16 protein-coding genes are annotated in these 14277 nt (G+C 34.0%); 14 read left to right on the top strand and 2 right to left on the bottom strand.

All coding sequences use genetic code 11. The annotated features are described in order from the left end of the window. The first annotated feature begins 9 nt into the window (after window positions 1-9). The 13 genes from FW768_RS05965 to FW768_RS05900 all read left to right on the top strand — a co-directional run bounded on the left by FW768_RS05965 (window position 10) and on the right by FW768_RS05900 (window position 11907). On the top strand, window positions 10-1443 hold the full coding sequence (locus tag FW768_RS05965) for a hypothetical protein (RefSeq protein ID WP_153393653.1): 1434 nt from the start codon (window positions 10-12) through the stop codon (window positions 1441-1443). A 741-nt stretch (window positions 1444-2184) separates the two neighbouring features. After that, window positions 2185-2919 carry a sensor histidine kinase gene (locus FW768_RS05955; RefSeq protein ID WP_153393651.1) on the top strand — a complete coding sequence of 245 codons (735 nt, stop codon included), beginning with the start codon at window positions 2185-2187 and terminating at the stop codon, window positions 2917-2919. After that, entirely contained in the window at window positions 2916-3563 is a 648-nt protein-coding gene (locus tag FW768_RS05950) for a response regulator (RefSeq protein WP_231128639.1), read from the top strand. The genes FW768_RS05955 and FW768_RS05950 overlap by 4 nt, the downstream gene beginning before the upstream one ends. An 869-nt stretch (window positions 3564-4432) precedes the next feature. Then, a complete protein-coding gene (locus FW768_RS05945) occupies window positions 4433-5089 on the top strand; it encodes a MarR family winged helix-turn-helix transcriptional regulator (protein WP_153393649.1) in 657 nt (218 codons plus the stop codon). Window positions 5090-5132: 43 nt separating this feature from the next. Next, window positions 5133-6623, top strand: a complete 1491-nt coding sequence (locus FW768_RS05940; protein ID WP_153393647.1) for a phytoene desaturase family protein — start codon at window positions 5133-5135, stop codon at window positions 6621-6623. Between the two features lies 1 nt (window position 6624). Then, window positions 6625-7461: a phytoene/squalene synthase family protein gene (locus FW768_RS05935; protein ID WP_153393645.1), complete on the top strand. Its 837-nt coding sequence runs from the start codon at window positions 6625-6627 to the stop codon at window positions 7459-7461. Window positions 7462-7499: 38 nt separating this feature from the next. Continuing rightward, window positions 7500-7967 (top strand): SRPBCC family protein, encoded by a 468-nt coding sequence (locus FW768_RS05930; RefSeq protein ID WP_153393643.1) that lies wholly within the window; start codon window positions 7500-7502, stop codon window positions 7965-7967. Between the two features lies 1 nt (window position 7968). Continuing rightward, window positions 7969-8421: a sterol desaturase family protein gene (locus FW768_RS05925; protein ID WP_153393641.1), complete on the top strand. Its 453-nt coding sequence runs from the start codon at window positions 7969-7971 to the stop codon at window positions 8419-8421. Beyond that, on the top strand, window positions 8418-9107 hold the full coding sequence (locus tag FW768_RS05920) for a lycopene cyclase domain-containing protein (RefSeq protein ID WP_153393639.1): 690 nt from the start codon (window positions 8418-8420) through the stop codon (window positions 9105-9107). The genes FW768_RS05925 and FW768_RS05920 overlap by 4 nt, the downstream gene beginning before the upstream one ends. Continuing rightward, window positions 9097-9645: a lipocalin family protein gene (locus FW768_RS05915; RefSeq protein WP_153393637.1), complete on the top strand. Its 549-nt coding sequence runs from the start codon at window positions 9097-9099 to the stop codon at window positions 9643-9645. Before FW768_RS05920 ends, FW768_RS05915 begins: the two co-directional genes overlap by 11 nt. A 33-nt stretch (window positions 9646-9678) precedes the next feature. After that, complete coding sequence (gene ribA, locus FW768_RS05910; protein ID WP_153393635.1) at window positions 9679-10269, top strand: GTP cyclohydrolase II; 591 nt, start codon at window positions 9679-9681, stop codon at window positions 10267-10269. Between the two features lie 342 nt (window positions 10270-10611). Continuing rightward, the gene (locus FW768_RS05905) at window positions 10612-10911 is read left to right on the top strand and encodes a hypothetical protein (RefSeq protein ID WP_153393633.1); all 300 of its coding nucleotides are present in this window, start codon (window positions 10612-10614) and stop codon (window positions 10909-10911) included. 315 nt (window positions 10912-11226) lie between these two features. After that, window positions 11227-11907 carry a MarR family winged helix-turn-helix transcriptional regulator gene (locus FW768_RS05900; protein WP_153393632.1) on the top strand — a complete coding sequence of 227 codons (681 nt, stop codon included), beginning with the start codon at window positions 11227-11229 and terminating at the stop codon, window positions 11905-11907. Between the two features lie 86 nt (window positions 11908-11993). Here the strand turns inward: FW768_RS05900 and FW768_RS05895 are convergent, their stop codons facing one another. Continuing rightward, window positions 11994-12155, bottom strand: coding sequence for a response regulator transcription factor (locus FW768_RS05895; RefSeq protein ID WP_317163089.1), 162 nt, complete (start codon window positions 12153-12155; stop codon window positions 11994-11996). A 349-nt stretch (window positions 12156-12504) separates the two neighbouring features. Here FW768_RS05895 and FW768_RS05890 point away from each other — a divergent pair, with 349 nt between their 5' ends. After that, entirely contained in the window at window positions 12505-12822 is a 318-nt protein-coding gene (locus FW768_RS05890; protein WP_153393630.1) for a hypothetical protein, read from the top strand. Window positions 12823-13108: 286 nt separating this feature from the next. On the opposite strand, the gene FW768_RS05885 is transcribed toward FW768_RS05890, so the two are convergent. Next, window positions 13109-14194 carry an IS481 family transposase gene (locus FW768_RS05885; protein WP_153391442.1) on the bottom strand — a complete coding sequence of 362 codons (1086 nt, stop codon included), beginning with the start codon at window positions 14192-14194 and terminating at the stop codon, window positions 13109-13111. Between the last annotated feature and the right edge of the window lie 83 nt (window positions 14195-14277).

Here is a 14277-nt window from a genome sequence, read left to right as displayed (position 1 = left end):
TTTAAAAGTATGAAAAAGATGAGAACTTTTTTAATAGGAATTTTTACCGTGTTTTGCGGGTCTGCAGCTACGAAAGCTCAGGATGTGTACTTGTCGGTTCCTGAAAATAATATTTTTAACAGGAGCGAATTTACCTCAGTACCTACAAGGGTAATGACGAATGGCAACAGAACAAACTGGGATTATGCCTTTTTAGGATTACTCCCAACAGCTCCTACATTTACCTCTGTTTCCGGACCAACTTTTACTCATTCTTCTTCCTCACTTACTTTACCCGGTTCCACTCTTCTGTGGCAGTTAGAAAGTATGGGCGGGCAGTTGCCGTCTACTGGATTTTCAGGTTATTTACCAGGTTTTCAGTCATTCAGTACAAGCTCTGTAAAATGGTTTGAACCGCCATCTATCAGTATCGGGGGCGGATTCAACCGGGGAAATATCAACTTTACATTTAAAATTCCTGCCTCCCAATTTAGTGCCAATGCCTTCCGGGCCGGGAATTACTCCATGGATATCACTCAGAATTATAATGACTTCACACCACGTAATTTTAAAACAATTTTAGTCATTCCTTCAGCTATACGATGGGTAGCAAACTCTTTAACAAAATACATAGAAATCTCTTCTTTGAATGACTACCGCAGTACAAGCACGCGGGTGTGGGATTTGGGGAATACGGAAATCGCAAATACGGTTGATTTTAATTTTTGGGCGAAAGCTACTGCCACAACAGTTCAGTTTACGTCCTCTAAAGGTGTTCCGGGAACCAGAAATATAGCAAGCATTAAATTGGGCAGTAACGGATCTTCACTCACAACCAAAGCCTTATCTTCCGATTTTCAGAATTTTTCAGCTGCTAATTTCAGTGTTGTAGCTGGAAACAGAAACAATTTCGTTCCGCAACTTTATGTGTCTGCGGAAGATTTTAAAAACTTTTTTTTTGAAGCCGGAACATATACGTTTGATTTGAACTTCAATGCCAGCAGTACAGATAACTCAATTAACAGTTTGCAAAATACGGCTGTTCAGTTAAAGGTACTTCCTTTGTCTGAGATCACCATCCCAAGTTCCGGGCGCAATGTAAACTTCAATTTTAATACCGCAGCCCATTACACCGATGGTCAGTCACAGATGATTCCAAACCAAATTATGTTGTCCAATAATGAAAATTTTGAACTCTATGTAAAATCGGACGAAAATTATTTCAAAAAAGGCGGCCTGCAGACCGACATCAATTCCAACATATTACAAATTGGCGTGGATGGAAGTTCTGTAAATGTGCCCTTATCTAAAACTCCCCAAAAAATACTCTTTAACGGAACACCGGTTTTGGACCGGGGACTGAACGTAAGATATACCATACCACCTGCAGGAGCCCAAAGTTTGGTAGGGAAGGAAAATACGACTTACTCTATCAATGTTTATTATAGCTTTACGGCCATTTAATAACTCCTCCTTATGGGCCACTTTAATAGGAATAATCAATCGTCGGATCATCACGATATTGATAGATTAAATGTATCTAGAAAAAATAAATTTCAACTTTGCCTTTTAGTGTAATCGGGATTTTAGGTATTTCCACTTCGATCTCATATTTTGTTTTCATTTGCTTACGAAAAGTTCCTCCAAAATCCATCGGCATAAATAAGCTGTATGTCTTCCAATAATTTCTTTTCTGAGTCCATTTTATGCCAATGTTTTACAGCTGTGGTTTCATCATAGCAATTGGTTCAAAAATACAAAACTTTCCAAAAGACTTCCTGGGTATCTGTATATAGAAACGTTTTCTTTCTTTGAATCAATCCTGGCTATCAATTATTACCGCTTCAGGTTGCCATTTTTTATCTTGCATCATTCGGCTGCTTGCAATCAGTAACCTTGGTGATGTTGTCCCATGTTCCATCTTTCACCATCTCGGTAATGCCGGTAAACGATTTGCCAGGGTGGAAACCCTCCAGGAATGTCACGATAGGCACAGCCGTTTTTAGTGGATAAAATATGGTATTTATTATTTCAAGTAAATCCCATTTGATTTTTCTTTTTACTAATATGATATTTTTTATAACTTGCCAACTTCTGGAAGAAAGGTCTGAACCATATGTTTTATTCGAGTTTAAACAATATAACCTTTTCTACTTTTTTTTTAAAAATAATTCAAACAGATTCTAAAACCATGATACTGAATTTATGAATGATTTTATCAACGAACTACAATTAAAAATTGAAAGACTGGAAAACGAAATCAATTTCAAGAACGGACTGATCTCGATATTGTCTCATGACTCAAAAGAACTGTTTGGAATTTTTGTGTGGCTTATAGAAGGGCTAGAGCAAAAGACCATAAGTGAGGAAGATTTTTTTAAGTTGTTGCCACAGGTAAAACGTGATACCCTGAAGAATCTGCAAACGATCCAGGACAGCATTACTTGGATAAAAACACAATACGGAGGTTTTAAGATTAAACCCGTTAAAATCATGGTGATGGATCTTTTTCACTATTTAGAAGAAAAATATGCTGCAAAATTAAAAGAAAAAAGCATTAAATTTTATTTTAAAGGTGATCACAATGTATTTCTTACAAGCGATCGCCTGTTGCTCGAATACGTTTTAGACAAAATTTTTAACAATGCGCTAAAATATTCCTTTCCGGAGCAAGATATTTATTTACAGGTGATTACGGAAGGTGATGAGATTGTGCTTTCTATAATTGATTTCGGGACAGGAATGAATGAAAAGTATTTATCTGCGATCTACACTTATGATAATCCCATATTCCTGGGAACTGCGGGCGAGAAAGGAGTTGGATTAAGCTTGAAAATTGTAAAGAATTTTATTTCCTTGCTGTCTGGAAACGTACAAATCATTTCCACTGAAAATAAAGGCACTACGGTTTCCCTTTTTTTACGTAAATTTATAGAATGATGGGTTTAAAAGTAAACATTCGCATTGTTGTGGCAGATGATCATGGTATCGTCCGGATGGGTTTGATACAAACAATCAAACGATTCAGACCCGATGCCATAATTTCAGAAGTAGAAGATTATAAATCGCTGTACAAATTAATTCTGAAAGAAGAATTTGATCTGGCCATTATGGATGTTAATATGCCTAATGGTACTGTTCAGGAAGCAATAGATTACATAAAAATTCACCAACCTGAATTAAAAATTCTAATATTTTCTTCACAGGATGAAGAGTTATATGGAATGCGTTATCTGAAAATGGGTGCAGGAGGCTATCTAAGCAAACTAAGCTCCACTGAAGTAATTGAGACTGCCTTAACGGCGATGCTTAGTAAGGGCAGATATGTCAGTGATAATATAAAAGAAACGATTTTTTTAGAATCATTAACTGGTGCAACAAAAAACTCTCCCTTTGAAGCACTATCAGACCGCGAATTGCAAATTGCCAATAAGATTGCAGAAGGTCTTCCCCTCAAAGAAATTTCTAATCAACTGAATCTCCATTCATCGACGATCAGTACTTACAAAAACAGGTTGTTTGAGAAGCTGAAGATACGATCCATACCTGAATTGGTGAAGATTCTCAGGCTGTATAATCAGTAAATTTTCTATCATAAAAAAATGATTGTGATTCAATGAAATTATGGAATACGCTGATTTTCTGACTTCTTTTATGCTCCTTTTAGGTTCAAAATCGTATACGGAAGTATCTTTGTATATCGCTCACTGGATGTTACTTTGATCATGTACTTTAAATGATCAACAGAATTTATCAGTCCTACAAAAACACCGGAATATCTTGCAGCAAGAAATATCTAAAACCAAAACAATTGGCTTATTTTGAAATCGAAGATAAAATAAACGGCGCCACTTGTCTTAAAGTGGCGCTGTTTGGCGTTTGTGAGCTCGACAGGATTATCTTCGAACCAATTTCTAGAAGATCTTGATAGAATTCTAAAGTTATTTAATGAGTGTTGACTATTTTTTTGAAACTTAATAAGAAGATATTTGCCATTTTAATATATACGAAGTATAACTCATTTTTGAAAATATACTTTGATATTAAATATATTTATGTATCAACTACAATAAAAGAATGGGGGATTTAGTTTTTAGCTCCCAAAAGTATAGTCTATATTATTGCAATTGAATATTTAGAAGAGTTTAATAATCAAATTTTAACTTGGTGTATTCAAGTATATTATGGCCCATATTTTTATATTAAAAATATAATTAGGTTTATAAATATACTATTGCTTGTTAATCTCCCTTTCATGACTCTCTTTTTTTTAACCTTCTTTCTTGTTGTTTAAGTTGTTGTTTGTTAGTGTTTTGTATTTTTAGGTGTCTACTCTTTCTTTAGAGGTAAATCTTTAAATCTCCATATTGTAATTCCTTAGCTTTAAAATAAAATAACATATAAGTATATTTGTAAACTTTTATAAGTATATTTGTATACTAATGTATAGGTTATGAATTTTGATCTTATAAAATCAGTTGTAGAACTTGTTCAGCAATTTATGGAGCAAAATGAAGGTAAGTCGTTATACAGCAACGATCTTCAGGGTTTTACGGAGTGGATCAATTCTTCCTGTAAAAATACTTCTGAATCAATAGATCCATGTTGGATAGGTAAAGAATCGGGAAGAAGTTCTGATAGTGTCATCAATACATTATTGATAAGGATGGGAAGGTATGCAAAAACTTACTCCAGATCAATTGGCAATTCAGTTTTTTCAAGCCAGGATGATTTTATTTATCTGATAGGTCTGAAAACGATGGGAGCAATGACAAAAATGGAATTGATAAGACATAATGTGCATGAAAAATCTTCAGGTATACTTATTATTAATCGATTAATTCGTCATGGTTGGGTTGAGCAGACAGTCTCTGAAAAAGATAAACGAACAAAGCATATTCAGATAACAGAGAAAGGGCTTACTGTATTGGAGGAAAATATGGATGAAATCCGTAAAGCCTCAAATGTTGTAGTGGGGAATCTTGCTCACTCTGAACAAATGCTGCTCATAGCGATACTCTCTAAACTGGATGAATTTCATAATTCTTTTTACCATATGAATCTGGATACGAGGGATCTGTTGGATATTGCATATAAAAGGTTGAGCTGATGCCGTATTAAATAGAGTTGTTAAAACTATTAAATAAGTAACAATGGATACTGGAAACTTAAGAAAGAGAATTGCTGTAATTGGTTCTGGATTTTCAGGGCTGTCTGCTGCTGCATATGCTGCTAAATCAGGAAATGAAGTGCATGTATTTGAAAAACATGACCAGCCGGGAGGTCGTGCAAGGCAATTTAGAACAGAACAAGGGTATGTTTTTGACATGGGGCCCAGCTGGTACTGGATGCCTGATATTATCGAAGGCTTTTTCAGCGATTTTGACTGCAAAGTCTCTGATTTTTTTAAGCTTGTTTCTTTAGATCCCCAGTTTGAGATGGTCTTTTCAGAAGAAAAGATTTCAGTTCCTGAGAAAAATGATGAGATCCGGGAGTTATTTGAAAAAACAGAAAAAGGAGCGGGGAAGAAGTATGATACATTCATGCAGTCTGCTCAATTCAAGTATGAGGTAGGAATGAAAGACTTTGTCACAAAACCTTGTTATAACTGGTTGGAATTTGCTTCTTTAAAAATAGCAGGCAGTGCACTGAAGCTTGATCTTTTGAGTAATTTCAGGAAATATGTTTCAGGTTATTTTTCTGATCCTAAACTCAGATCCCTGATGGAATTCCCGGTTATATTCCTTGGTGCCTCACCTCAGAATATTCCCGCACTTTACAGTCTTATGAATTATGGGGGATATGTTTTGGGGACCAAATACCCCATGGGAGGTTTTTATCAACTTGTTCTTGGTATGAAAGACGTTGCAGAAAAGCAGGGGGTAACTTTTCATTTCAATCATGAGGTAAAGAAAATCAATACAGAAAACGGGAAAGTGGTCTCAATAACAGCAAATGGTAAAGATTATGAATTTGATGCAGTGATTGCATCATCAGATTACCATCACACAGAAACATTAATTTCCAAATCACTTAGAAACTATAATGATGCCTATTGGAAAACGAGAACCTTTGCTCCTTCATGTCTGATTTATTACCTGGGAATCAAAGGGAAAATATCTCATTTAAAACATCATACTCTATTTTTTGAAAACAATCTTGATGATCATATAGACTGCATTTATAAAAATAAAAAATGGCCTGCTAAACCGCTTTTTTATGCGTGCTGCCCTTCCAAAACTGATCCGGATATAGCTCCTGAAGGGTGTGAAAATCTTTTTTTACTGTTACCCCTCACACCGGGAATACATGATGAGGAGACTGTAAGAGAAAAATACCTGAAGGAAATGCTGGAAAGAATTGAAAAACATACAGGAGAAACCGATCTTATCTCCAGGATTGAATACAAGAGAAGCTATTGTGTAAGTGATTTTATTTCGGATTATAATGCTTATCAGGGGAATGCCTATGGATTGTCCAACACTTTATCACAGACTGCTGTTCTGAAGCCTAAAATAAGGAATAAAAAGATCAGCAATCTTTTTTATACCGGCCAGTTAACTGTTCCGGGACCAGGAGTTCCCCCGTCAGTTATTTCTGGAAAGATTGTAGCAGGAGAGGTTAATAAACTAAAAATAAAATAATATGAAAAAATTGTTTGATGAGTTGTCTCGCAAGGTAAGCAAGTATACTACTCAAAAATACAGTACCAGTTTTTCATTAGGAATATTGGCTTTGAAGCCTTCTATCAGACCTGCTGTTTATGCTGTTTATGGATATGTGCGTCTTGCAGATGAAATTGTTGATAGCTTTCATGGGTATGATAAAGAGAAGCTTTTGAAAAGTCTAAAAAACGAAACTTATGAAGCGCTGAAGGACGGTATATCACTCAATCCCATTTTACATTCATTTCAGGAAGCGGTTCGCCACTATGATATTAATATTCAATTGATCGATCAGTTTTTGCACAGCATGGAAATGGATCTGCAAAAAATAGACTACAACTCCGATCTTTATAATGAGTATATCTATGGCTCTGCAGAAGTGGTAGGTCTTATGTGCCTGCAGATATTTACAGAAGGCGATAAACAGCAATTTGAAAAACTTAAACCATTTGCCATGAAGTTGGGATCTGCTTTTCAAAAAGTAAATTTTTTACGGGACCTGAAAGATGATTATCAGATTTTGGGTAGAACCTATTTCCCGTCTCTGAATATGTCTGTCTTTGATAATACTGTAAAAGCCCAGATTGAAAAAGAAATTGAAGAAGAATTTAAAGAAGCATTACAAGGAATTAAGAAGCTTCCAAGCTCTTCGATGTTCGGAGTATACTTGGCCTACAGATACTATCTGCTGCTATTTGAAAAAATAAAGAAAACAAGTTCTCAGCATATTTTGCAGCAGAGAATCAGGATTGCCAATTCACAGAAGTTGTTGGTTGCATTCAAAAGCTATATAAGATACAAATCTGCTTATTTGTAATACATGCACTGTTTAAAAGGAGTTTAACAAAAAAATAAATGATGTACAGATTATATAGAGAACAGCATTTGAGGTGCAATATTGAGACGGCATGGAAATTCTTTTCATCCCCTCATAACTTATCCGAAATAACGCCTGAAAACATGAGTTTTGTGGTTCTTTCAGATATTAAGGATGAATCTATTTTTGAAGGAATGGAAATAGATTATACAGTTTCTCCTGTATTGGGAATTCCGATGAAGTGGAAAACCATTATCAGTCAGGTAGAAGAGGGTAAAAGCTTTACGGACTTTCAGAAAAAAGGCCCTTATAAGCATTGGAATCATTTTCATGAGTTTATTCCTGATGAGAATGGTATATTGATGAAAGATACTGTAGATTATGAACTCCCGTTTGGGGTTTTAGGAAGAATAGCCCATCGCTTGTTTGTTAAAGAAAAGCTCAGAAGTATTTTCGATTTCAGATACAGAGTGTTGAATGATCTTTTTAACCAAGAACATAATTAATATGAATTTTCTGATCGTTTTGTGTGTTTTTATTTCCATGGAAGGCGCCACATGGCTGATCCACAGATATATTATGCATGGTTTTTTGTGGGGCCTGCACCGCGATCATCATGATCACAGCCATGACGGGAAGCTGGAGAGGAATGATCTGTTCTTTTTCATTTTTGCCAGCCCTGCTATTGCATTATTATATGCAGGGGTAAGGCAGGAATTCAATTATCTGTTTTTTGTTGGCTTGGGAATAAGTCTTTACGGAATGGCCTATTTCTTTGTCCATGATATTTTTATTCATCAAAGAGCAAAGGTTTTTACAAAAACAAAGAACCCCTATTTGCTTGCCATCAGACGTGCTCATAAACAGCACCACAAACATTTAGGAAAAGAAGAAGGAGAGTGCTTTGGCTTTTTGTGGGTTCCTATGGTCTATTTTAAAATGTATTTCAATAAAAAATGATGCAATATACTTACATACTGATTAATTTTTTCACAGTCATTATTTGCTTTTTGGCTTCTTTTGACAGAAGAATACAGTTTAATAAACTTTTCGGAAAGTTTCTGTTGTCATCTACAATCGTAGCAATTCCTTTTATTGTGTGGGATATATGGTTCACAGGAAAAGGTGTATGGTGGTTTGATTACAGGTATACATTAGGGGTTAAAATTTCAGGGCTTCCTATAGAAGAATGGCTGTTCTTTTACTGTATTCCATTCGCCTGTGTTTTTACTTACTATTGCCTTGAAAAATTTTTTAAGCTGGCATGGGCTGATCTCTTTAATAATCTTATTGTGTTTACGGCTGTTATTGTTCTCTGTTTGGCAGGACTTCTTTACTATGAGAGAATATATACTTTGCTGACAGTTATTGTAACGTTAATAACCCTTTGCTATCTGCATTTTATTGCTAAAAAAGAATGGATAGGAAAGGCAAGTTTTGTATATCTGATTTTGATGCCCGGATTTTTTGCAGTGAATGGAATACTGACGGGCTCTATAATTCCTTCACCAGTTGTTAACTATAATCCTGATGATTTTTTGGGGGTCAGAATGGGAACCATCCCTATTGAAGATACCGTTTACGGATACAGTCAGTTTTTACTCAATATTTATTTCTTTAAAAAAATAACTAAAAATGAAAAATAAAATCATTCTCACGTTCTTAATAATTTTAGTATTATTTAGTGTCTTCACATCATGTTCTTCAATGCCTGAAAAAGCACAGCCAGTCAATCAGTTTGATGTTAACAGGTATTTAGGGACATGGTATGAAATTGCAAGATTTGATTATCGTTTTGAAAAAGACCTTGATAATGCAATGGCTCAATACAGTCTTAATGTAGACGGGAGTGTAAAAGTAGTTAACAGCGGATACAATTTTAAAAAGAATAAATGGGTTTCTGTTAATGGTACTGCGAAATTTAGAGAGAACAAGAATACAGCTGCATTGAAGGTAAGTTTTTTCGGACCCTTTTATGCTGGGTATAATATTGTTGCACTTGAAGATTACCAATATGCATTGGTTGCCGGGAAAAATTTAGATTACCTGTGGATTCTTTCCCGTGAAAAAAGCATACCTGAAAGTGTAAAACAGAATTTTATGATCAAAGCACAGGAAATAGGCTATGATACATCAAAGCTCATCTGGGTGAAACAGGATAAAGAAAGTCCGTTTGCCAAATAGATGATCAATTAATTTTAAATTAAAATCGAACTTATGCTCAAAATACAAGCAAAATCAAGAATCCCTACAGATTACGGATTATTCACGATGTATGCATTTTCAGAAAATGAAGAAAACTGGAGCCCTCATTTGGTTTTAGTGGCCGAGAATACTGATTTTAATAAGGTGGTCAATGTTCGTTTTCACTCGGAATGTATTACCGGAGAAGTCTTTCATTCAAAAAAATGTGAATGCGGACAACAGCTGGATGCTGCTATGAAATATATGTCTGAAAATGGGGGAGTTATTGTTTATCTCAGACAGGAAGGACGAAATATTGGGATCATCAATAAACTGAAGGCTTATGAACTTCAGGAAAAAGGTTTTGATACTGTTGAGGCTAATTTGAAACTGGGACTGCCGGCAGACGGAAGAAACTTTGATATAGCAGTTGAAATGCTGGATATTTTAAATATTAAGGAAATAAACCTGCTGACCAATAATCCGGAAAAGATTAAGTCTGTTGAGAGCAGCAGCATCAATCTCAACCGTAGAATTCCTTTAGAAATTGAACCCAATGGAATAAATGAAAGCTATCTCGTTAGAAAAAAGGACTATTTCGGTCATCTTTTGGAGAAGATATAATCTTTTATCTGAAGGGTAATGTTTTTTTATCATACCTTTAAATCGTGTCATCATGGAAAAAATACTGCTTACTGGCGCTACCGGATATATTGGTTTATGGTTCTTCCGTTTCATGGGATTATTTTTAAAGGAATGATTAAAAAGCTTAGCAGAAATAAATAGTTTATTCTTTACATGAAGATATGATTGAGACTTAGAATCGGACAATAGAAGGCTTATAGTTTTGAATATGAGAGGAGTTTCTTCAATGGTGTTTAAAGTTTAATAAATTTTAACATTCTAAATAGTTTTTTAGGCATAAATATTGTTTATTTATATACCGATTACTTTAAATATATTATTATGAATAATTCAGATTATAACAAAGCAGAAAATGCAGTTAATGAAACCGAAAATTCTTTAAAAAACGCAGCTGATAATTCAAAATGGAAAATAAGTGAGTTAGCGGATAAAGCCAAAGATTATATCAATGAAAAAAGAGATAATGATCAGGAAGCTTCTCATGAAGACTGGTTGGAAAGGGTGAAGTCAAATATTTCAGATGCCTGGGATGATATTAAGGATAAAGCTGATGAAGCCTGGGAAAATACCAAAGATGCCGCTGAAGATGTGAAGGCTGAATGGAGAAAAAAAACCAATTAATGTTAGTTTAATACATACTGTCCGGAGCTTTTTAAAGTTTCGGACAATGTATATAATAAGTATTTATAGTTTATTTGTATTCTTTTTTCAATTGGCAAATATTTAAAGTAAATTCCTTTTATAGAAAAATATAGATAGTTTTATCTTTTTCTCGTTCCAGGAATATACTTATTTATAATTAATACAATTTTTATTTCGGTTTTCTTCTGCCGGTATCATTTACTATTAAATATAAAAAATCAAAATTGTATACACTCTAGTAAAAAGTTGAGATTAAATTAAAAGCAGGTATATTTGTATAGTATTTTAATTGACATGAATTTTACCCTTATCAAAGACTTTATGACTCTTCTTGAGCAATTCGAATCAGATAATAAAACATCTCCGAATTCCTATCCACCCACTATTGAGGGCTTTAAACTGTGGGTTTCTGGTAAGGAGAATCTTGAGTCTACGCGTGCTGGTGATGAGCCATACTGGGAAGGAAAAGAGAATGGAAGAACAGCGGAAAGCGCAATTAGTACATTACTTGTTCATCTTAACCGATATGCTAAGACCTATTCAAAGTCGGCTATCACAGATTCTGAATTTTCTACTCAGGAAGACTTTATTTACTTGATCAACTTAAAAGCTTTTGGTGAGATGACTAAGATGGCTCTCATCAAAAAAAATATTCACGATAAGCCTGTTGGTATGCTTATCATTACAAGACTTCTGCGTCAGGGATTGATTGAACAAACAGATTCTGATTTGGATAAACGAAGTAAATTAATCCATATTTCTGAGAGAGGATTAATGGTGCTGGAAAAGCAAATGGAAAAAATTCGTCAGGCTACTAATATTGTTGCCGGGAATCTTAATTATAATGAAAAAATGGATCTGATCCGTATTCTCAATAAATTAGATCGTTTTCATTATCCTATTTTCTCACGAAACATTCATTCTGATGAGCTCATTAACACAGTCTATGATGAATATACTTTCAAAAAATTATGATATTAATAATGTTCCGGTAGGTTTATAATAGGGTGAAAGACATCTTTCATTTTTTAATAATTATTTTTAAATCTACAAGGATTTTTTTATAATTCTGTATTGCCCAAATCAGTAATGCATTTTTTTTCTTTTGGAATCCCCAATTTTTCTATAATTCTGGTACGGTGTCCTTCTACTGTTTTTTCGGACAGGAAAAGAAGTTCTGCAATTTGCTTACTGGTTTTTTGAGCAGATAGTAATTCTACTATTTTTCTTTCAGAAACTGTTAATAGGTTTAGTTTCGAACCAATTTCTAGAAGATCTTGATAGAATTCTAAAGTTATTTAATGAGTGTTGATTATTTTTTCGAAACTTAATAAGAAGATATTTGTCATTTTTAATATATACGAAGTATAACTCATTTTTGAAAATATACTTTGATATTAAATATATTTATGTACCAACTACAATAAAAGAATGTGGGATTTGGTTTTTAGCTCCTAAAAGTATAATCTATATTATTGCAATTGAATATTCAGAAGAGTTTAATAATCAAATTTTAACTTGGTGTATTTAAGTACAGTATCGTATATTTAAAATTAACTAAATAAATTTATAATGAAATCATTTAACATAAAAGGAATAATTGGAAATAAAAGTAAAATAGTATTTGATGATCTAAGTACAATAGATATATCGCTGGGCATTGAAAATAATATTGACAATTTAAAGGAAGATTTGTTACAAGTTGAATTGGCAAATGGCAATTTATTAGATGTTGGATGGAATCCTTCATTTGATATTGAAGGATATTTTAACGTTTGTATAATAAAAGATTATGACTGGATGGAACCATTCTATCTAAAAAAATGTAATCAATGGAATGACTTAAATGAATTAATAAAAGAAGCAATAAACTTTAATTTGGAAAAGTAGTTAGAAAAAATAGGCTTTTAAACGAGTGGATTGAAAAATTTCAATTAACAATGGAAAACAATACTATAGAAGAAATTAATACACTTATATATCTGCCAGTATAACAACGGATTAAGAAATAAAAAAAACCGACATCAAAGAGCGAGATCTTCAAATGTCGGTCTTGTGACCTCGGCAGTATTATCTTCGAACCAATTTCTAGAAGATCTTGATAGAATTCTAAAGTTATTTAATGTGTAATAGCCACGACTTTATCTGACAGTTAGGGGTTAAAAATAATTGTCAGTTATCCAATATTATCCTTACTTCCAAAAGTAAGGATTTTTTGTTCCTCTGCAAGAGTTTCCAATAATTTCTCTTTTGCAATAGTTTTACTATCTAGAAACGTCTGCATCGGTGTTTTACCGTAACAATGTTTTCCTGTATGCGTTCTTTCATTGTTGTAATACGACAACCAGCTGTTCAGGTCTAATTGCAGTTCTTCAATACTTCTGTAAATTTTCTTTCTGAAAGCTATGGCATAAAACTCGTCCTGTATCGTCCTGTGAAAACGTTCACAAATACCATTGGTCTGAGGGCTTTTAGCCTTGGTCTTCGTATGATCGATATCTTCAATGGCCAAATAGAGCTGGTATTCATGCTGTTCTCTTATTCCACAGTATTCCGTTCCTCGGTCTGTTAAAATTCTGAGTAAACGAAGTTCCTGCTGCTCAAAGAAAGGGACTACCTGATCATTAAGCATGTCAGCAGCAATAAGAGCATTTTTACGGTCATATAGCTTTGCAAATACTACCTTTGAATATGTATCAATAAAAGTTTGTTGATAAATATGTCCAACTCCTTTGATATTGCCTACGTAATAAGTGTCTTGAGCTCCTAAATATCCAGGATGATGAGTTTCAATTTCTCCATGAGCTTTTTTCTCTTCCTTAGCCCTTTCTAGTGCTGAAAGTTGAGATTCAGTAAGGACTACACCATCTTGAGCAGATTTGGCTTCTAGGGCTTTCAATCTTAGTTTAAACGTATGTAGATCGTGTCTTAACCAAATACTTCTGACTCCACCTGGTGATACAATGAAACCTTTCTTTTTAAGTTCATTACTTACTCTAAGCTGCCCCAAAGCAGGGTTTTCAATAGCTATATCAACAACAGCTTTTTCAATGACTTCATCTACACGATTCTTTAATACTGGCTTTCTTCTGGAGATTTCCTGTAATGCTAATTCACCTCCTTGCTCATACAATTCTTTAAATCTATAAAAACTGTCTCGGGAATAGCCCATCACCTTACAGGCTTTGGATACGTTTCCTAAATGTTGTGCTAATTCAAGTACGCCTAACTTGTTTTTGATAATCTTTTGTTGTGTTGTCATAATACTTAATCTGTTTTAAAGTTATTTAATTTGATTATAACTGTCAGATTAAGTATTGACTAATTCATTTAATGAGTGTTGAT

Origin of the sequence: Chryseobacterium vaccae (genome assembly GCF_009602705.1) — a bacterium.
In the GTDB taxonomy this organism is placed as follows: Bacteria; Bacteroidota; Bacteroidia; order Flavobacteriales; family Weeksellaceae; genus Chryseobacterium; species Chryseobacterium vaccae.
This window is presented reverse-complemented; position numbering and strand designations above follow the sequence as displayed.

What these genes read in the sequence shown, in the direction of transcription:
- FW768_RS05905 (WP_153393633.1), top strand. Translation starts at nt 10,612, where the DNA reads ATGAATAATTCAGATTATAACAAAGCAGAAAATGCAGTTAATGAAACC.
- FW768_RS05930 (WP_153393643.1), top strand. Translation starts at nt 7,500, where the DNA reads ATGATGTACAGATTATATAGAGAACAGCATTTGAGGTGCAATATTGAG.
- FW768_RS05925 (WP_153393641.1), top strand. Translation starts at nt 7,969, where the DNA reads ATGAATTTTCTGATCGTTTTGTGTGTTTTTATTTCCATGGAAGGCGCC.
- FW768_RS05920 (WP_153393639.1), top strand. Translation starts at nt 8,418, where the DNA reads ATGATGCAATATACTTACATACTGATTAATTTTTTCACAGTCATTATT.
- FW768_RS05915 (WP_153393637.1), top strand. Translation starts at nt 9,097, where the DNA reads ATGAAAAATAAAATCATTCTCACGTTCTTAATAATTTTAGTATTATTT.
- FW768_RS05955 (WP_153393651.1), top strand. Translation starts at nt 2,185, where the DNA reads ATGAATGATTTTATCAACGAACTACAATTAAAAATTGAAAGACTGGAA.
- FW768_RS05940 (WP_153393647.1), top strand. Translation starts at nt 5,133, where the DNA reads ATGGATACTGGAAACTTAAGAAAGAGAATTGCTGTAATTGGTTCTGGA.
- FW768_RS05950 (WP_231128639.1), top strand. Translation starts at nt 2,916, where the DNA reads ATGATGGGTTTAAAAGTAAACATTCGCATTGTTGTGGCAGATGATCAT.
- FW768_RS05885 (WP_153391442.1), bottom strand. Translation starts at nt 14,194, where the DNA reads ATGACAACACAACAAAAGATTATCAAAAACAAGTTAGGCGTACTTGAA.
- FW768_RS05965 (WP_153393653.1), top strand. Translation starts at nt 10, where the DNA reads ATGAAAAAGATGAGAACTTTTTTAATAGGAATTTTTACCGTGTTTTGC.
- FW768_RS05935 (WP_153393645.1), top strand. Translation starts at nt 6,625, where the DNA reads ATGAAAAAATTGTTTGATGAGTTGTCTCGCAAGGTAAGCAAGTATACT.
- FW768_RS05900 (WP_153393632.1), top strand. Translation starts at nt 11,227, where the DNA reads ATGAATTTTACCCTTATCAAAGACTTTATGACTCTTCTTGAGCAATTC.
- FW768_RS05890 (WP_153393630.1), top strand. Translation starts at nt 12,505, where the DNA reads ATGAAATCATTTAACATAAAAGGAATAATTGGAAATAAAAGTAAAATA.
- FW768_RS05945 (WP_153393649.1), top strand. Translation starts at nt 4,433, where the DNA reads ATGAATTTTGATCTTATAAAATCAGTTGTAGAACTTGTTCAGCAATTT.
- ribA (WP_153393635.1), top strand. Translation starts at nt 9,679, where the DNA reads ATGCTCAAAATACAAGCAAAATCAAGAATCCCTACAGATTACGGATTA.